Origin of the sequence: Microcoleus sp. POL10_C6 (assembly GCF_036701585.1) — a bacterium.
GTDB lineage: Bacteria > Cyanobacteriota > Cyanobacteriia > Cyanobacteriales > Microcoleaceae > Microcoleus.
Genome location: NZ_JAUBRB010000012.1, coordinates 28,114 through 46,142 on the forward strand (window position 1 = coordinate 28,114; position 18,029 = coordinate 46,142).

The 18,029-nt window shown below is 44.4% G+C and carries 16 protein-coding genes; 2 read left to right on the top strand and 14 right to left on the bottom strand.

The annotated features are described in order from the left end of the window. From QUA34_RS09090 to QUA34_RS09110, 5 genes are all read right to left on the bottom strand, one after another. Window positions 1–3,514, bottom strand: a 3,514-nt coding sequence (locus QUA34_RS09090; RefSeq protein WP_333385833.1) for an nSTAND1 domain-containing NTPase, incomplete at its 3' end; no start/stop codon positions are given. A gap of 4 nt (window positions 3,515–3,518) precedes the next feature. Next, the gene (locus QUA34_RS09095) at window positions 3,519–4,898 is read right to left on the bottom strand and encodes an ATP-binding protein (RefSeq protein WP_333385835.1); all 1,380 of its coding nucleotides are present in this window, start codon (window positions 4,896–4,898) and stop codon (window positions 3,519–3,521) included. A gap of 131 nt (window positions 4,899–5,029) precedes the next feature. Then, entirely contained in the window at window positions 5,030–6,220 is a 1,191-nt protein-coding gene (locus QUA34_RS09100; protein ID WP_333385838.1) for a M20 family metallopeptidase, read from the bottom strand. Window positions 6,221–6,330: 110 nt separating this feature from the next. After that, window positions 6,331–6,546 (bottom strand): ribbon-helix-helix domain-containing protein, encoded by a 216-nt coding sequence (locus QUA34_RS09105; RefSeq protein ID WP_333323770.1) that lies wholly within the window; start codon window positions 6,544–6,546, stop codon window positions 6,331–6,333. A 6-nt stretch (window positions 6,547–6,552) separates the two neighbouring features. After that, a complete protein-coding gene (locus tag QUA34_RS09110) occupies window positions 6,553–6,756 on the bottom strand; it encodes a ribbon-helix-helix domain-containing protein (RefSeq protein WP_333323768.1) in 204 nt (67 codons plus the stop codon). A 188-nt stretch (window positions 6,757–6,944) separates the two neighbouring features. On the opposite strand from QUA34_RS09110, the gene QUA34_RS09115 reads away from it, so the two are divergent. After that, entirely contained in the window at window positions 6,945–7,178 is a 234-nt protein-coding gene (locus QUA34_RS09115) for a hypothetical protein (RefSeq protein WP_190663608.1), read from the top strand. 43 nt (window positions 7,179–7,221) lie between these two features. On the opposite strand, the gene QUA34_RS09120 is transcribed toward QUA34_RS09115, so the two are convergent. The 7 genes from QUA34_RS09120 to QUA34_RS09150 form a co-directional block, all read right to left on the bottom strand. Then, on the bottom strand, window positions 7,222–8,028 hold the full coding sequence (locus tag QUA34_RS09120) for a DUF3226 domain-containing protein (protein WP_333323766.1): 807 nt from the start codon (window positions 8,026–8,028) through the stop codon (window positions 7,222–7,224). Beyond that, window positions 8,025–9,122 carry an AAA family ATPase gene (locus QUA34_RS09125; RefSeq protein WP_333323764.1) on the bottom strand — a complete coding sequence of 366 codons (1,098 nt, stop codon included), beginning with the start codon at window positions 9,120–9,122 and terminating at the stop codon, window positions 8,025–8,027. The genes QUA34_RS09120 and QUA34_RS09125 overlap by 4 nt, the downstream gene beginning before the upstream one ends. Before the next feature lie 124 nt (window positions 9,123–9,246). Next, on the bottom strand, window positions 9,247–9,513 hold the full coding sequence (locus tag QUA34_RS09130; RefSeq protein ID WP_333323762.1) for a Txe/YoeB family addiction module toxin: 267 nt from the start codon (window positions 9,511–9,513) through the stop codon (window positions 9,247–9,249). Continuing rightward, window positions 9,510–9,734 carry a hypothetical protein gene (locus tag QUA34_RS09135; RefSeq protein WP_190655705.1) on the bottom strand — a complete coding sequence of 75 codons (225 nt, stop codon included), beginning with the start codon at window positions 9,732–9,734 and terminating at the stop codon, window positions 9,510–9,512. The genes QUA34_RS09130 and QUA34_RS09135 overlap by 4 nt, the downstream gene beginning before the upstream one ends. A 222-nt stretch (window positions 9,735–9,956) precedes the next feature. Further along, window positions 9,957–11,744: an aspartate--tRNA ligase gene (aspS, locus tag QUA34_RS09140; protein WP_333323760.1), complete on the bottom strand. Its 1,788-nt coding sequence runs from the start codon at window positions 11,742–11,744 to the stop codon at window positions 9,957–9,959. A gap of 154 nt (window positions 11,745–11,898) precedes the next feature. Next, window positions 11,899–12,486 carry a hypothetical protein gene (locus QUA34_RS09145; protein ID WP_333323759.1) on the bottom strand — a complete coding sequence of 196 codons (588 nt, stop codon included), beginning with the start codon at window positions 12,484–12,486 and terminating at the stop codon, window positions 11,899–11,901. A gap of 379 nt (window positions 12,487–12,865) precedes the next feature. Next, entirely contained in the window at window positions 12,866–13,495 is a 630-nt protein-coding gene (locus QUA34_RS09150) for a macro domain-containing protein (RefSeq protein WP_333323758.1), read from the bottom strand. 128 nt (window positions 13,496–13,623) lie between these two features. Here QUA34_RS09150 and QUA34_RS09155 point away from each other — a divergent pair, with 128 nt between their 5' ends. Continuing rightward, a complete protein-coding gene (locus QUA34_RS09155; RefSeq protein ID WP_333385844.1) occupies window positions 13,624–13,746 on the top strand; it encodes a hypothetical protein in 123 nt (40 codons plus the stop codon). A 191-nt stretch (window positions 13,747–13,937) separates the two neighbouring features. Here the strand turns inward: QUA34_RS09155 and QUA34_RS09160 are convergent, their stop codons facing one another. Together QUA34_RS09160 and QUA34_RS09165 are read right to left on the bottom strand one after the other, a co-directional pair. Then, window positions 13,938–14,900, bottom strand: a complete 963-nt coding sequence (locus QUA34_RS09160; RefSeq protein WP_333323754.1) for a diguanylate cyclase — start codon at window positions 14,898–14,900, stop codon at window positions 13,938–13,940. Window positions 14,901–14,910: 10 nt separating this feature from the next. Then, window positions 14,911–18,006 carry an ATP-binding protein gene (locus tag QUA34_RS09165; RefSeq protein ID WP_333385847.1) on the bottom strand — a complete coding sequence of 1,032 codons (3,096 nt, stop codon included), beginning with the start codon at window positions 18,004–18,006 and terminating at the stop codon, window positions 14,911–14,913. Window positions 18,007–18,029: the final 23 nt, after the last annotated feature.

Below are 18,029 nucleotides of genomic sequence, written 5' to 3' on the forward strand. Positions count from 1 at the left end.
CTCGTATCAACTTACCCGTGACATCCCACAACCGGGCTGTTTTGTCCGATGATGCCGTAGCGATGTATTTGCCGTCGGGACTAAAACTGACACTGATTAGCGCATCTTGATGTCCTTTAAATTCTCGTATCAACTTACCCGTGACATCCCACAACCGGGCTGTTTTGTCCGATGATGCCGTAGCGATGTATTTGCCGTCGCGACTAAAACTGACACTCAATACTGCATCTTGATGTCCTTTAAATTCTCGTATCAACTTACCCGTGACATCCCACAACCGGGCTGTTTTGTCATGTGATGCCGTAGCGATGTATTTGCCGTCGCGACTAAAACTGACACTCGATACCCCTTTTTGATGTCCTTTAAATTCTTGTATCAACTTACCCGTGACATCCCACAACCTTGCTGTTTTGTCTGCTGATGCCGTAGCGATGTATTTGCCGTCGCGACTAAAACTGACACTCGATAGCGTTTTTTGATGTCCTTTAAACCGATTTTGTTCTCGGATGTTGTCGAGAATCTGACTTAGGGCTATCTGGGGAGTAGATATCGGGTAATCGGCAAGAGAACGAACATTTTTAACTGTAGCTTTAAGTTCTTTCCCAGTATTTACGGCTGAGATTAAAGCATCTATTTGGTTATTGTGCAACTCAAACAGTCTCAAAGCATCACTTGCCGATCGCTCTACTTTGGTCAATTTCTCTGCCTTGTTGACTTGCTGCCACGCTACTCCCATTAGGGTGACAGCGCCAATTAAGCTAATGCTAAATATCGTTGCGCCAATAGTAGTTAGCCATTTAACTTGTCGCTTTGCTGCTGCTGACAACTGTTCTGCTTTCTGCCGCGCCTCTGCTAATATCTGATTTTCAGTTTCAGTTTTCTGCCGCGCCTCTGCTAATATCTGATTTTCAGTTTCAGTCTGCTTTAGTTTTTGGCGTAATTGTGAGTCCGAACTTTGCAGTTTCCGGATAAAAGGTACTAAATAATCGTGAACAAGTTGGTAGCGTTCAATGGGAGTTGCTGGCACTTCTAACACCAATCCCGATTTAACCACAATCTCTAAAACTAACTTTAATTTTTCTGCCTCGCTTCCTAAACCTGCTGCTAATTCAACCCAAGTTTTCTGAGGACGAGTATTGTTTTCATCCGTCAGCAAGTACAAGACAAATTCGGCAGTATCTTTATTCTCCTTCCCGCAGTCGTCGATAACTTCTGCTAAAAATTCCTCAACCAGTTTGACCTTAGCCTCATTGCCAAGCTGCTGATATTCAGTCAGTCGAGTAATCTGCCTTTTTTCCAGTTGCATTCCCACGACTTGAAGTTCGATCGGCCGCACTTCCCGCACTTCACCTGCTAAATCTTTTACCAGTGCGTTGACCAAATCTTCGGATAAGTCAAGTTGAGAGCGTTTTGTTAAGGTTTGGAGAACAATTTTAGCATCGGCTATCGAAAAATTACCCAAGTAATAGCGTATATTTTTATTGAGAATGTCGTTATCAATTATTGACGAATTGCTCGCCCGCTCCCATTCTAATAAATTGTAAAGATAATCTTCCCGCAGCGACAGGATAATTTTAATATCGCTAATCTTTAAACATTTATCCAAAAAATCATATAACTCTCTCCTGCTAGTTTGGTCTGGATCGGCAAAGAAAAATTCCTCAAACTGGTCAAAGATTAGTACCGTCAAATTGCGCTTTTCATTCTGTCGTAAGTGTTCCAAAATAGCTGCCGACGTGTCAATAGGAGTAGATAAACTCACACCTTTTATTTTTTTAATTCCGGAACTCAAACGCTGACCGCAATCCCTCGCCCAATCGTGATAAGACTGCAATAAAACAGGCAATACATCCCGCGCTTCAAAAGTTGTAAGTTGCAGTGCCGGAACTAACCCCGCTTGAATAATAGAACTTTTTCCTACTCCAGATTGTCCGTGAATAATTGTCAGCTTGCAAGCAGGTGTACCTATCCGTTGAATTATCCGTTTAATATCCTGCGCCCGCCCGGAAGCAGCTTCAATTTCCTCAACAATTTCAGCTTTTGACAGACCAGATTCTAAACCGATATCAATTGTTTGTTGCGGCGGCTGCAAGCGACCTGCACCGATAAAAGCTTGCAATCCATATTTGCTTTTAACTGCTTGTTGTTCGAGTTTAAGGTAAAATGCTTTTAAATATTCGCCTTGCTCAAAATACAGAGTTCTCAACTCTTCTAAAATCCTCAGATAAAGCTGCACATCATCTTGAGGCTGGGTAATTACTTTCGCTTGTGTTAAAGTTTCTATAATCTCAAGACGGGAAAATACTGACTGACTCCCCCCCGAAGCTTGGGGGGGTTGGGGGGGGTTAACTGCCGAACAGGGGATAAGATTTCGCTGCCCTTTTGCCAAAAGTAGCAGATACAAACCAGTCTGTTTTTTATTTATTCCTGCTTGTGCCAAAACCGACAATGCTAATTTAGCCGATTGGCAAGCTTTTTTCCACTGAAATTGTTGCAGCGCCACCTCAGCTAAAAAGCCGTAATCTTCAGCTACTTGACTCGGAGTGCCGTAATTTTCGTGCATTTCTAAAGCTTTTTTAGCTAAACTTTGCAACTCTTCCCAAGCTGCTAAACGCCGCAGCACTTCGCCAAGTTCGCTAATACATTTCGCAGCTAGATCATGTCGCTGCGCTTGCTCAAAACTCTCCAGAGATTGCTGTAAATACTTTCTCGCTTCTTGCCAATAATTTTGATTCCCTGCCCGGTGCAATTCAGCTTTCCGGTTGTAACCTTGAGCAATTCTCTGGCAGACAATTCCTTGTCTTTCTAACTGGTGATTTTGCTGCCAAAATTTCAAACTTTGCTGATAATGTTCCAGTGCTAAATCTATTTGATTTTTCTGAACTTCAACTAAACCCTGAATAAATTGCCAACTAGCTTGCAATTCCTGGTCTAATGCTGCATTTAGCAAATCATTCTTCAAGGACTCAATTTCCCAGTCATCTAATTTGAAATTCTCAACATCAGCAAAAGCTTGACTTGCTTGTTGTTGCAACAAATTCATCAAATCCTCGGGCGGCATGGTAAACTGAATTGGAGCAGGAACCCAAGACTTCAAATCATTTGCCGATCGACTGAATTTAGACAGTACGGAATCCGTCACCCATAATATTAAAGGAAAAGCAAAATCTTGCTTGAATTGATCTCGCGCTCTATTAGCCCCCGCTAAGAGGTCATCAAGAGCAACCACCGATTCTATACCGAAAACTATTAAAGCTTTCGGCGGTTGCTTTTGGGCGGCATTGAGAATGGTTTGATAAAGTGTTTTGGTAGCAGGTTCGAGGGCTAATTCTTGATATTCAACAGTCGAGAGCTCGCGCAGCTTTTCCAGCATGGCAGAACGCAAGCTAGCATAATTACAGCGCACTATAGTTAAAGAAAACTTTCCTTGAAAGCGGGCGATCGTCCTTACTAAAGTAGAGAGCGAGCGCTCATTTTCTACTGCAATATCTTCGGCTAGATTTGAGTTTACCATAATCTCAACAATTTTGCTGCTGCCACAGCTTAAATTTGTCAGTTTCCATCAACAGCGGATTCAACGCAAACCAATTTCCTTGAGTGTCTACATATTCAAAAACTCGCAGCTTTCCCAGCAAATCTTGGTATTCTTTATCTCCCTTAATGCTTTGTTCTTTCACCACCTTAAAAAGTAATTCCCACTCATCATTATCAATGCCATTCCTCAGAGTGTCACGGGCACTGCGAATCACTGATTTCAACACATTTTGCGAAATGGGAGGGTCATCTTGCTGCAAGCAACCAAACAGCATCCCCATCAAGTTTCGCAAATGACCGCCGCTGACTCGGCACAATTCATCTAAAGTTTCAGGACTGTCAAAAACTTCGGTAATTAATGTGATGTGTTCCTCGGTTGGCACATCAGGGAAAGCCCGCGACATCACCATGCGCCGCAGCAAATTCATCCCCTCAACACATTCGCTGCCGTCTCTATTCTTTACTGCTACCATCGGCAAAACTTTCGGGTCAACTCCGCCTCCCAATCGATTTTTCAAAATTTCACTTTCATTGCCAAAAATCAATCCCAGCGGCAGGGTATAAACTAAATGGCAATTCAGTTGCCGCAACTGATCGCCCCGGTCAATAAAGATATATTCTGGCAACAGTCGCCCCGCTGCATTGGGTCGAAAAACTATCCGGTCTAAGTTGTCAACAATCACCACCAATCCTTTTTTACCCCGCTGCTTTAGCTGATTAATGGCTACATCAATAATTTCTTGATTAATCAGTTCTAACATTTTATTCGCTTGCGGTTCCATGTACTGTCTCAGTGTAGAACGCAAGTCGGGATTGCTTTTGATTTTGGCAGTAATTTTGGCGATGCCTAAAGGCAGAGAAGCTTCCAGATTTCCGTCTGTATTGCCCTTATATTTGCTGCCAAAAAGTTCTCCTTCAGCTTCTAAACTCACAGGGGTTTGTAAAACTTTCCAACTATTTTTTAAGAATTCTTTAAAACCCTGGGGCTGCAAGGAAATTTTACCCTCTTCCAAGCTTTGGCTGACTCGCCGGGCGATCGCTAACATGATATCCGTCAAATCGAGATCCATTTCATCGAGGTCTTGTGTTGACTCGAAGTAAACTACATGAAATCCCTCATCAGTCAACTCTTTTTGCAGTCGCGACAATTCAGTAGACTTGCCGCAACCAATATGTCCGCTAAATAATTGGCAAGTCCGTTTATCTGGTGACACGCGGGTAATTGTTCGTTTGAGTAGGTTAATGATTTTCCCGCCGCGCACCTCAGCAAAATCAATGTAGTATCGCTGATCTTCGGCATTGCCCAACATCAGGGAGTGAGTGGGGTTGCAGGCGTCGCAGAATCGATCGAAATCTAGGTTCATAAAATTTTCTAAATTAGTTTTTGTAGTTATTGTAGGGTGGATCAGGGCTGAATGTTATTACCAGAGACTAAACATTTTTCCCACTAAGCACCCTACGGTTAGTTAGCTGACCACCCATACGTCGAAGACTATTAGTGTGAACCTGGATGCTGTTTCCAATATTGGTAGGCGGCATAGGCCAAGGTGACAGCGCCGGTGACGATGGCCGCTTCATCGACCTCAAATTGCGGGTGATGGAGGGGATAGTTGGGTTTGTCAGTCAGTCCCACTCCTAAGCGAAACATGGTTCCCGGTGCGTGTTCTAAGTACATGGAAAAATCTTCCGCGCCGAGGGATGGTTCTGGTAAAATCTGGACGCGCGATCGACCTAAAGCTTCTAAAGCCGCAGTTTCGACTAATTGCGTGAGTTTTGGGTCGTTTTGGACTCCGGGCACGCCGCGCTTGTAGGTGAGTTCGTACTTAGCGCCGTAAGTCGCGCAAACGCTAGAAACAATTTGTTCGATCCAAGCCGGCAGGTTTTCGTGGGTTTCCGGATGGAGCGATCGCACGGTTCCCAATAATTTTACTCGATCGGCAATTACGTTCGGCGCTCGTCCGCCGTTAATTTGCCCGATCGTCAAAACCAGTGGCCTCAAAGGATTTTGCGTGCGGCTAATTGCCTGCTGCAAAGTGGTAATTATTTGAGAAGCAATCCAAATTGCGTCGATCGCCTCGTGGGGACGCGCACCGTGGCCGGATTCGCCCATCACAATCAATTCTAGGTCATCTGCCGCCGCCGTCAGGGCCCCGTGGCGGATACCGATGCAACCGCCGGGAATGGTCGGAAAAACGTGCACTCCGAGAATGCCGTCAACATCTTGCATCGCCCCATCTTTAATCATCCATTGAGCACCTTGGGCAATCTCTTCCGCCGGCTGAAACAAGAAGCGGACGTGACCGGGCAATTTTTCCCCTAGCTGAGACAATATCATGGCTGCGCCCAAACCGACGGTGGTGTGGATGTCGTGGCCGCAGGCGTGCATGACTCCCTCGTTGCGGGAGGCAAATTCTAAGTGTGTGCGTTCTTGAATCGGTAAAGCGTCCATATCGGTGCGAATTGCCAGCCACCGGGACTCGCTGCTGTAGCCTTTGATTTCGCCGAGCACTCCTGTTTTGCCGATTCCTTCGATCGCGCGGACTCCGCTGGAAGCGAGGACTCCGGCTACGTAGGCGGCCGTTTGATATTCTTGGCCGCTGAGTTCGGGGTGGGAGTGGATGTGGCGGCGAATTTCGATTAAGCGGGGTGCTAGGGTGGCGGCTAATTCTTGGATGCGGGGAAGCATGAATTTACTTGGGGAGTGCGTTAATTAACTAAGGTAACGCAGATGCTTGGAGTTGAACCCGCATCAAGGGTGATTCTCGCTTAACAGGCTTTCCGCCCTGTTCCAGCGGATTAATCATCTTTGGATTCTTTGGATTCATTAAACTTGCCTTCCTTCTGCGCTCTTTCGAGTCCTTCTTCCACCAAAAGTAATGCCATTTGGGAAATCGAACGACGCTCAATACTCGCCAGCTTCTCTAATTTTTCCTTGATTTCGGGCGGCGGGTAAAAGGCAACTCTGGGAGATTTTGCAGGACTCACATTGTTTGGGGGTAGCGTGTTCACCATGTCATTTTACTCGTCGCTGTCGATTTTTTGTGGTTGCGATCGATCGTCGCTTTGAATTCTCCCCTCAGATTTAGCCTCATCTACTGCTTCTTGAATTAATGTCAACACCATATTCGAGACCGGTCGATAATGCGATTTGGCTAACCGCTCTAGGTCTGCTTTAAGTTCTTCTGGAAGATATACAACTATTCTGGGGAGTTTTGCTGGCAAGGCTGTTATTTGTGCTTTTACTGCCCTATTGTACCTTTTTTTAACCTCTACAGTATCAATTTTACCCTCACAGGTTGACTCGGAGTGCCTACCGTGATACTTTAGAGTTAACACAAAACAAAACCCCCACCGGTCGGAGTTGCAATCGTTCGGTGGGGGCTTGAACTCCCATATTTAGGAGAAACTGTATGATATCACAGCCAAAATCAGTTCCCGAACTGCTCCGGGAAGAAATTCCTGACGTACCTCAAGGTAAACAACCGATTCGTTTGCTGTTGTGTGGCGTTCCCAAAGCGGTAGACAGCATTGTTAATCTGTTGCACGTTTTAGGTTTTGCAGAAGTTGGGGAATGGAGCCCGCCTCTACCATCGCCGATAGCGGGTGAGGTAATTCGGATTTTAACCCGTTACTGGAAAGAGTAATCTTTGAGGGCGATCGCACGGATTCCAGAAGTGCGATCGACCCTTAACTCAATTCCAAAAGTTGGCTCAAAAATTCAATAAAATTTGCCAAAGCCGGAACCTGCTGCTGTGTCTGTTCGCTCACCCAATTATTATCAGCAATACTTGCTGTATTAGTTTTGCCGGGTTTGAGAACGCTGACAACAGTAGCCACTAAAACTTTTTGTCTATCGAAATTTTTCCATTTTAAAGCTTTTATATCTGATTGTGAGAACTCATTTAGATATGAACTAGCTTTCTCCATGTACGCGGGATAAGCTATCTGTCCGCACTCGCACAGTAAAGTATCTAAAACACCTTGCTGCTGATTGTCTGGCAAAACATAGATTCCTGTACGCGGGCTATTAGTATCTACAACACCAGGGTTAACTGGAAAATTAGGAAAATAACTGCGGAACTTGTTAGAATATGTTGCGACAATGTGATCGGGAGTTGATTTGTCACAATCGGCAACTATCCCGAATGCTGCCAAGTTTGTTTGATACTCAGAATTAGCAGACAAAATGTCATCCAAATTAGTCACAATATTGCTTCCTTCGCCTTCATAAATTGCTACCGATAGGCTCTCTGTGAACAGAATAGAAGGCATATTAAGACGTTTGTACAAGCTTCCTTGTTTGGGATACTTAGGAATAAATTTGTGCCAGAATTTATCAAATTTACTTTCCAATTCTTTTGACATATCCAATCTTGTCAACTTATCCAATTTATCCCACTCTTCCCGAAAATCTTTAAAACCCAAAAGCTTGAGAACCTTGCCGACAAATGCCTGATCGTGCGGGCCTTCTACTCCAATAATGGCATATCTCACACGCGAACCTCCAGACCTAAATCCTCCCGCAATCTTTGCAATCTTTCCCGTTCAATTCTAACGGCTTTAGTTTGTGACTCCTGTTTCTCTAAACGATAAAGAACTAAGTCCGTCTCCGTATCGCTAGCATCCAACATCGCATCAACTGTTTCTAAACTGTGAGTAGTTGCAAATAACTGAACATTCATTTGCTTGCACCACTGCACAATCCAAGCAAATGAACTGCGAAGTGCTTCAGTATGAATTGCTGTTTCTATCTCATCAATTAGCAAAACTCCACCTCTGACTTTTGTCAGTGTTAGAGCAATAAATAGCAAGCGACGTACTCCATCACCAAAAGAACTTAATGGTGAAATACCCACCTGTTTGTGGTCAATATAGAGACTGCTACGATTGCCGCCATGCGAGAGAATCACTAAATCAATAATTCCTGAATCCATCACTTGCAATAGCTTAATCACTTCCGGCTTAAAACGCTGAAAAATAGCTTCTGAGAGCAAGCCAACTTGTGACTGTTCTATGCGGTGAGAAAAAGGTGTCACAGTATCAACTGACAGCATTGCATCTGAGCGAATTCGCCGATTTGTTAAACGCTCATTTTCCCAAATTTCAAAAAATTCAGATAATTCATTTGGTGAATCCGATATAATAGCTTTCAGCTCTATTTCTGCACCTCGCAGAGTATTATCAAATCCAAGATCGTCTGAGGATTGACTTTCGTCATCATCCGATAATTCCACTCCCTCAAATTCTTGGTAAATTGCCCTCGACTCTCTCACTAGAAACTTACCATTACCAGAAACACGAGTTTCCATTTGGTAAAAATCCAATTGTTCTTCTTCTTTCTTTTGAGGAAACAGCCATTTTAGTGCCTCCAGTCTTGGCTTGCGAGAATATTTGATTTCTCGCCGCCACGATGTGTTCAGCCATTCCAGCGGATCTAAGGGGCGACAATAGGTTGATATCGCCTCTAAAACACTGGTTTTACCTGAGTTATTCCCACCAACCAATATGTTGATTTGGCCCAAGTCCTGCAAAGTTAAATCTCGCAGACCTCGGAACCGATGAATGGTTAAATTGTCAAGGTGTTTCATAATTATGACTTGGGCGTATAAGTCGATCGCACTTGCAACTCCTTCAACTGCTTCTCATCCACACCAGACGGCGCATTTGTCAGCAAACAACCCGGCTGCTGCGTCTTCGGAAACGCAATCACATCTATTCACTGTAATAATACTTACAAGCCACGATCGCAATTTCTTGCTCCGTAACTTGGTAAACTAAACGATGTTCGTTATCAATGCGCCTAGACCAAAAACCACTTAACTCGTATTTCAGAGGTTCAGGTTTTCCCAATCCTTCAAACGGTGAGCGGTCTATATCTTTAATCAATTCTACAATTTTGCGATAAATCTTTTTGTCTAATTTTGCCCATTCATTAAAATCTGCAAAAGCAGAAGATTCACAAACAATTCTTCTGCTCATTGCAAATTCTGTAAGTTAACTTCAACTAAATTTTGCCCCTCTTTAACATTTTCAATAGCTTTTAAAAGTCTATTTTTGTTGACTTCTGATTTCAAAAGATATTCTGTTTCATCACACTCAGAAACAATTATTTCAATCTCTTTATCTCCAAAAGTCGCCTTGATTTGTTCTAAAAAATGATGATTGAGTTCGCTGGCTTTTAAACGATAAACTGTTGACATCGTTTTTACCTATTTTCGATTATGCTAATTATAGCGTTTTTAGTCTCAAGACCTGGAATGTAACTCTAGCATACAGTATCAGCCAAAGTTTTGACTCAATGACAGTCCAGGACGCAGAATAGTGTCTGTCATGCTGAACAAAACGCAGTGTAGTGAAGCATCCAGCGAGATGCTTCCCTTCTCTCAGCATGACACATAGGCTTTGCCTAAGTCCCCATTCGCTTATGACTTGGGCGTATAAGTCGATCGCACTTGCAACTCCTTCAACTGCTTCTCATCCACCCCAGCCGGCGCATTCGTCAGCAAACAACCCGCCTGCTGCGTCTTCGGAAACGCAATCACATCGCGAATCGATTCCTCACCAGCCAACAGCATCACCAACCGATCCAAGCCGTAAGCAATGCCTCCGTGGGGCGGAGTTCCATACTCAAACGCATCCAACAAAAAGCCAAACTTATTATAAGCTTCCTCAGTCGATAAGCCGATCGCCTCAAACACCTTTTCCTGAACTTCCCGCTGATAAATCCGCAGGGAACCGCCGCCGACTTCTGTACCGTTTAACACCAAGTCGTAAGCTTGAGCTCTCGCAGTTTTCAAATCATTAATATCGTCGGGATGCGGCGCAGTAAACGGGTGGTGCAATGCTTCCAAACGCTTCTCGTCAGCGTTCCATTCAAACATCGGGAAATCTGTCACCCACAGCAGATTCATCTTGTCTTTGTCAATCAATCCCAATTCGTTACCGACAAACAAACGCAATCTATCCAAAGTCTTATTGACAGTTGTCGCGTCAGCCGCAGCAAATAACAACAAATGACCGGGTTGCGCGCCCGTGCGATCAAGCAATTCCTGTTTTTGCGCTTCCGTCAAATTATCCTTAATAGCGCCGATCGTATCAATTTCGCCATTATCCCGCACGCGAATGTAAGCCAATCCCTTCGCACCCGCTTCGCTGGCTTCCCTAAACAAATCGCCACCCGGTTTAATCCGCACGTTAGAAATCGCATCATTCCCGCCGGGAATCGGCAAAACTTTCACAATTCCGCCCGCAGCAACCGCCCCGGAAAATACCTTAAATCCCGAATCTTTCATCAAATCGGAAACATCGACTAATTCCAAACCGAAGCGAGTGTCTGGTTTGTCGCTACCGTAGCGATCCATTGCTTCCGCGTAAGTCAAGCGCGGAAAAGGACGGGGCAATTCTATGCCTTTGACACTTTGGAAAATCTGGGAGACTAAACCTTCGTTTAATTCGAGAATTTCTTCTAAAGACATGAAACTCATTTCCATGTCTAATTGTGTGAATTCCGGCTGTCTGTCGGCGCGCAAATCTTCATCGCGGAAACAGCGGGCAATCTGATAATATCTGTCCAAACCGGAAACCATTAACAATTGTTTGAACAACTGCGGCGACTGCGGCAAAGCGTACCAATCGCCCAAATTGACGCGACTGGGCACTAAATAATCTCTCGCACCTTCAGGAGTCGATCGCGTTAAAATCGGTGTTTCAACTTCAATAAAACCTCCCACATCTTCCAGGTGGCGGCGCATAGCTTTCACGACTTGGTGGCGAAGCTGCAAATTGCGACTCATACGATCGCGCCGCAAGTCCAAATAGCGATATTTCAGCCGCAAATCTTCCCGCACGCTTTCATTTTCCGCCGTCGCCACCTGAAACGGTAACTGTTTGCGAACCGCATTTAACAACTCAATTTCGTCAGCATAAATTTCCACCTCACCCGTAGGCAATTTCGGGTTGAGGGAATCTGCGGGGCGGCCGGTGACTCGCCCGGTAATTTTAAGCACGTATTCGCTGCGTAAAGCCTCAGCCCCGTGATAGGAATCCGGGGTGCGTTCAGGATCGCTGACAATTTGCACGATACCCGATCGATCGCGCACATCCAGAAAAATCACCCCGCCATGATCGCGGCGGCGATCCACCCAGCCGTAAAGGGTGACAGTCTCTCCGATGTGTTCGCTTCGCAGTTCGCCGCAGTAGTAACTTCTCATGGTTGGGGGTTATGGATTAAAAATAAAGCTTTTTGATTATAGCGCTTAGTGTCAAAACCTTTTATGAACAGGCAAGATGCCTGTTCCACAAGAAAATTCAATCTTTGTGGAACAGGCATCTTGCCTGTTCTTTAAAAGGGTGTCATATCTGAGTTTAATGCTTCTTGTCAAAAAACGCCGTTAGCGCATTCCATGCAGACTTAGCGGTTTCTGTCAAGCGAGTGTTGATCGACTCAATTTGCTTCACAATAAGGTGCCAATTCTTTTCAGCTTCCGTCTGAATGTGGTCAACAGCTTGTTCGATGCGATCGCGTTCGATCAATTTATTTTGTTCCACCGCTTCTCGCGCTTGTCGCACTGCTTTCAAATAAGCTTCGCGACTGACTTCGCCGGCATCTTGCACCTGCGCTTGCGCCCGCGTTTTAATCGCATCTACCACCAGCCAATTTTTCTCAGTTTCTTTTTTAATCAGCCTGACTGCTTCTGTGAATCTCTCGTGGGCGAGATCCTTATTTTCTTCGATCGCCCCGGAGGCCTTATTCACAGCTTTTAAATAAGCTTCGCGGGTGAGTTCGCCCGCTGCTTGCACTTCGGCGGTGGCGCGTTTTTTAATTGCTTCAAACAGCGCCGCAGTTTCTGCGATCGCCTCATCAGTCGCATCGGGCATCTCTTTTTTGACGAGCTCCGTCGTTTCCAGAGTTGCCTCTAAAACTGGTTCCTCGGTTACTTTTGGATCTGTCATCTCAATCTTCTCCTGTGGTAGTAAACATTTTCAAAAAATCTCACAGTCCCTGGATGCAGACTTTGTAGGTGTAGCGCCAGAACGAATTGTGGTTTTTTATACAGACTTTGTACGTGTAGCGCCAGAAGGAATTCTGGCATTTAATAAGAACTAGGCAATTCTTTTTCCAGCTTGATCAACTTTTGTATCCGCGTTTACCTAGTTGGAATGACCTCAGTTCTATTACATTATATCTACCAAAGTTACTCTCGTGTGTAGGATACCACCAACTTGCAGGTACGGTTTAGCGCACTTAATTTTGTGATAAGTCTCTATACCTAAAAAAAAACACCAATAAACTTGGTTTCTCAACACAATAAAACGGGCAAATTTAATAATTTCAATTTGCACCGTGCAAATCTTCGCTTTCTTCCGTATATAACAAGTGGTGACATCTTTGAGCGTGCAGTAAAGATTGAGGAAATTCGTACTTAGATAAGAGGATCTCTTCGAGTGCAACTTTCATTTGATTGGCGCAGATATGTGCTGGCACTTTGCCCGTTCCCGTACCCATGCCGGGAATAGCGATAGTTTCAATGATATGTTTGACTGGCGTTCCATCTGGGACTGAGCCAAATTTTACGAGAGTCAAAATAGCGCGGGTTGCTAGATAAACATTTACTGTTTCTCTTAAAACTGTGGGAACGCGCATAATTGGTGCAGCGATTAAATAGGGAATTTCAGCATGATCGGTGTCTACAATTTCTGCCCTTCCTACTAAGAGTTCGCCGTGATGTCGAGCCTGAATTAGTTTTTGCAAGCGTTCAAGAACCTGCCCTCCAAAATATTCCGAAATTTCTAACTCTAAGCCGTCGTCCATGAAACCAAAACTATTCCCCGGACTAACAAGAGCATCACATTTCACATCAAATATTGAACCGTGATGTATCTTGACATTTTCCATACTGCCGCAAGTGCTTTCCCACGATCTAACTAAACTATCGTCTAAGGCAGCCAGCACAATTTGCATAAATACTCTCTCTTAATTTTAATTGCGAACAGCTAGAGCGATCGCCAATTTAATCCTACAATACTTTACATAAGTTCGCTGAATCTCACATTTATCTCAAATTCAACTAGCAAATGTTCAATAGCTGTATGCAGCAATACCCAAATTTCCGCCACCCGATCGCAATTAGTTTAGGTTCCGTTGCCGACGCTTTGAGCCGGTATTATATCACCTTGTGGTTTGCCAATCGTTTCGGGACGGCTTTTCCCTAGAGCTTTTAACCCGGTTGCCACCCTGTCAGGTTTAGGTGTGATGATGTGTACTGCATCGTGTTTTCCGGCTGAGGGGCTAAAGTTTTCAAGCTGTTTCCTTATCTTGTTTTCAGTGTACTCTTTCTCGGTTGAACTCACATTTAATAAATAATGCTTATGGCGCTCCGATCTCGCGGTTATCAAAAGAACGGTTAAGAATTCAAACAGCGTTTGGTGCGTTTATGCTCGTACATTAGTTTGTCAGCCTTTGCCAGCAATTGTTCTAATAAAACTTCATTATTTAACTCCCCGAACTGCACACCAAGACTTATTGATATATAACCTCGCTCGGACTGTTGATTAAAGCAATCTATATTTTCTTGCAGGCGACTCTGAAAATTAGTAGATGAATCACTAGAAAAATTAGTAATAAATAAAGCAAATTCATCTCCTCCCAGTCGAGCTACAATATCCGCGTCACGAAAGGTTTGCTTTAATATTTGAGCGGCGTCAACAATTACTCTGTCTCCCATTTCGTGTCCGAAAGTATCGTTAATTTTTTTCAAACCATCTAAGTCAGCGAACAAAATACAATAAGAGGTTTGCGTGCGTTGAGCAATTTTCAGTTGTTGTTCTGCTAATAAAAAGAAGCCACGTCGGTTATATAATCCAGTTAATTGATCGGTCACGGATAGCTGCCTTACTTCTGCTTCTGCCTTTAGACGTTCCTGAATTTCGTGTTCTAAACGTTGATTTTGTTCGATCAGTTGTTGGCGTTGCTGTTGGATGAGTAATTGATTTTTTACTCGCATGAGTACTTCCTGCTCTTGAAAGGGTTTGGTAATATAATCTACACCACCCAGTTCAAAGGCTCGTAGCTTGTTTTCCAGTCGCTCGATCGCACTGATAAAAATAACCGGGATCTCTGCACTGGCTTCCGATGCTTTTAACTTTTGGCAGACTTCGTACCCATTCATCTCCGGCATATTGATGTCAAGTAAAATCAGACTTGGTGGGTCGCGATGAACACCTTGGAGCGCCATTCTGCCGTTGAGCGCTTTACGCACAATATAGCCCTGTGACTCTAGAATTTTGGCTAACAAGCGCAGATTGTCTGGGGTATCATCCACGATGAGAATATTCGTTTGGGCGGCAAGTTTGAATAGAGTTGTCATGGTCTTCTTCCTAAATCTGGGTGAGAGTTGCGATCGTTTCAAGCTGAAAGTTATCGACCAGAGATGTCATCGCTTCGATGAAATCTTGTTTCTCCTGGGGAATTTGAGCAATAAGTTGATAAAGCTTATTATCACTAAGATCGAGTGCTGCTTCATGAACTTCTGCAATCCACTGGGTGGGCATGGTTTTCAAGTCAGGAGTAAATATCTTTGGTGGCGAAGCTGATGAGTCTGGCGGAAATTTTTCGGCGTAGCAGTAGCGGACGCCCAAGTGATGAGCTATTTTGTCGAAAAGTGTGTATTCATTAAACGGCTTGGCAATGTAGTCATCGCAACCAACTTGCAGGCTGGCGGTGCGATCGTCTTCAAAAGCATAGGCAGTGAGGGCAATGATGCGTGTCATTTGTCTGTTGTCCTGTGACATTTGCTCTCTCGTGTCTGCTGATGACCCATGACTAATGACTAATGACTGTTGCGCTCGAATCTGTCTCGTCGCTTCATACCCATCCATCACAGGCATTTGAATGTCCATCAAAATCAGGTCAGGGTGCCATGTTTGCCAACGATTGATCGCCTCTACCCCATTTTCCACCGCACACACATCAAACCCAACTGACTGCAGCAGCGTCACCAGCAGTTGCCGATTTTCTAGAACGTCTTCTGCTACTAGAATTCGGTAGATAGGTTGCCCAGGTTCAATCCCGATAATCCGATCGCTAATTTCAGGTTCCTCTAAATCAAGGGACTCTGGTAGTTCCAAAACGACTTGGCAGGTAAAAGTAGAGCCTCGATCTAGGGTGCTTCGCACGGTGATATCGCCTCCCATCAGACGCGCAAACTCACGACTGATAGACAGTCCTAAACCTGTTCCTCGATCATGACGATCGCGATTGGTTTGCATGAAGGCGTCAAAAATTGATTCTAAATCTGAGGGAGAAAGGCCCGATCCGGTATCCTCAACTTCGAGAGACAGGGTAATAGTTGGTTTAATATCGGGTGGATTAGTGGCGCGATCGCGATTTGTACCGGATGACATATCATCTGATGAAAAAGCTCGTCCGCGCAGGGCTATGCTTCCTGTTGTTGTAAATTTGATCGCGTTCCCCAACAAATTAATCAAGATTTGGCGAAGTTTTGCTTGATCTCCACAAACATAACGGGGGACAGTAGCATCCCACTCGCTGCTCAGATGTAACCCTTTCTCAGGCGCTTTGAGGGAGAACATCTCGTTAATAGAACCCAGCAGTCGATGCAGATTAAAACAGCTTCGACTCAGTACCAATTGCCCGGCTTCAATCCTAGACATTTGCAAAACATCGTCGATCAATGTCAGCAAGTGCTCTCCACTACGGGTAATGATCCCTAAATGCTCTTGAAATTCTTCTGGGATATAGGGGCTGTGGTTCATAAGCTGGGTAAATCCCAGAATGGCGTTGAGTGGCGTTCTGAGCTCGTGGCTCATGTTAGCAAGGAACTGGCTTTTGGCACGGTTGGCTATAGTTGCCCTTTCTGCAGCGTGTTCTAGGGCAGCTTGCGAAAATTCTAACACCGCCAGCATGAGGATATGTCTCATTTCGGCGGCACCTTCTAACTCTGCAATCTGCCACGGCTCAGACATCTCCCGCACTGTCTCTTTCCACAGTTCAAAGGATTTGCGGGGACACAGGTGCATTTTTCCAATTTCGTCGATCGACACAGCATCCTGTGGATTACCAGCCCAGTTTATGGTTTGAATTTGTTCGGGTCGAAACCAAAGAATGTGGTATGACTTTTGTATGGTGTAGCATAGCAAGATTGAGATTGCTAAAACACCACTACCTCGCTCCTTAAATTGCTTAGCTTGGGGATACAACTGAGACAAAGAAGCTGTTGCAAACACTCGTTCTTTGTTCTGTTGCAGCAACCACTGCACAAGTTCGCAAACTTCTGATTCAGATGGTGTTTTACCTACCAATGTCAGACGACCATCGAGCAGAATTGCAGCTCCCTGAGCATGAACTAAATCTAGCAATTGAGAAGCATTTTCGGTCAATACTTGTTCGATAAAATTAGACTCTCGCCGGAATGCCTGCTGAAGTTGATCCTGAATAGTTTTCGCCTGCGATCGGTAAAGGTTCAATTCTCGCTGTTGCTGGTGCACCAGTTCGATCGAGGCAAATTGTCCTAAAAATTCACAGGTTTTGCGAGTGTCGTAATCTACCAATCGCGGGCTGTAATGGTGACAGGCAATTAATCCCCAGAGGCGCCGATCGTCAATTAACGAAATTGTCAGTGTCCCAGCAACTCCCATATTCTGCAAATATTCAAGGTGGTAGGGAGATACTCCCCTTAACACACAAGCAGTTAGATCCTGCGGTGTATCGGTTAGGGGATGGTTGGTGGGAATTAGGCGGGCCGGGGTGTAATTGATATTGGGAATTTGGCGTATCCAATTGCGGTAAAACAATTTGCGGGCGGGTACGGGAATATCGATCGCCGGGTAATGCAATCCCAGGTAGCTTTCTAAATAGCTTTCTTTCTCTTCGGCAATCACCACCCCATGCTCATCGGCTTCAAAGCGATATACCATCACGCGATCGAACCCGGTGATGGCTTTCACTTCTCTAGCAATGGTTTGAGCTAAATCCGAAAGATCGATCGCACTGCGAAAGTTGAGGATAACTGTTTGCAGATGATGATAAAAATCGATTTTCTGATTATTTTCAACAGTCAATTGGGGTTCTAGCTCCAGAATCAAATCATCGGGTAGCTGATGTACTGTGCTTCTAAATGTTTGAATTTTACCGTCTTTTAGAGGTATTTTTATATCAAAAGTATTATTAATGTTTATTTGTTCGTGACTGATCTGCCTGACAATTTCTTGGACTCGATCGTGACCAAATATTTTTGGCAATGAATGACCTAATAATTCTTGGACAGAAATTCCAAAAAACTGTTCGACATTTTCACTAGCTTGTAAAATATTGAGGTTGTTTCGTTGCATAAATAAAACGATTCCGTGTGGCTGAATATGACCGGGAGCGTACACGGATTCGTCACTGCATTCCTCTAAATTTGTTAAATAGCCAGGAGTAATTTGGGAAATATTGGGTATTTTATGAGGCATTTTAGAGCAGTAGTTATCAATAA

Excerpts from the sequence above, each read along its gene's own strand:
- QUA34_RS09095 (WP_333385835.1), bottom strand. The coding sequence starts at position 4,898 with ATGAACCTAGATTTCGATCGATTCTGCGACGCCTGCAACCCCACTCAC.
- QUA34_RS09100 (WP_333385838.1), bottom strand. The coding sequence starts at position 6,220 with ATGCTTCCCCGCATCCAAGAATTAGCCGCCACCCTAGCACCCCGCTTA.
- QUA34_RS09105 (WP_333323770.1), bottom strand. The coding sequence starts at position 6,546 with ATGGTGAACACGCTACCCCCAAACAATGTGAGTCCTGCAAAATCTCCC.
- QUA34_RS09115 (WP_190663608.1), top strand. The coding sequence starts at position 6,945 with ATGATATCACAGCCAAAATCAGTTCCCGAACTGCTCCGGGAAGAAATT.
- QUA34_RS09125 (WP_333323764.1), bottom strand. The coding sequence starts at position 9,122 with ATGAAACACCTTGACAATTTAACCATTCATCGGTTCCGAGGTCTGCGA.
- QUA34_RS09130 (WP_333323762.1), bottom strand. The coding sequence starts at position 9,513 with ATGAGCAGAAGAATTGTTTGTGAATCTTCTGCTTTTGCAGATTTTAAT.
- QUA34_RS09135 (WP_190655705.1), bottom strand. The coding sequence starts at position 9,734 with ATGTCAACAGTTTATCGTTTAAAAGCCAGCGAACTCAATCATCATTTT.
- aspS (WP_333323760.1), bottom strand. The coding sequence starts at position 11,744 with ATGAGAAGTTACTACTGCGGCGAACTGCGAAGCGAACACATCGGAGAG.
- QUA34_RS09145 (WP_333323759.1), bottom strand. The coding sequence starts at position 12,486 with ATGACAGATCCAAAAGTAACCGAGGAACCAGTTTTAGAGGCAACTCTG.
- QUA34_RS09150 (WP_333323758.1), bottom strand. The coding sequence starts at position 13,495 with ATGCAAATTGTGCTGGCTGCCTTAGACGATAGTTTAGTTAGATCGTGG.
- QUA34_RS09155 (WP_333385844.1), top strand. The coding sequence starts at position 13,624 with ATGCAGCAATACCCAAATTTCCGCCACCCGATCGCAATTAGTTTAGGT.
- QUA34_RS09160 (WP_333323754.1), bottom strand. The coding sequence starts at position 14,900 with ATGACAACTCTATTCAAACTTGCCGCCCAAACGAATATTCTCATCGTG.
- QUA34_RS09165 (WP_333385847.1), bottom strand. The coding sequence starts at position 18,006 with ATGCCTCATAAAATACCCAATATTTCCCAAATTACTCCTGGCTATTTA.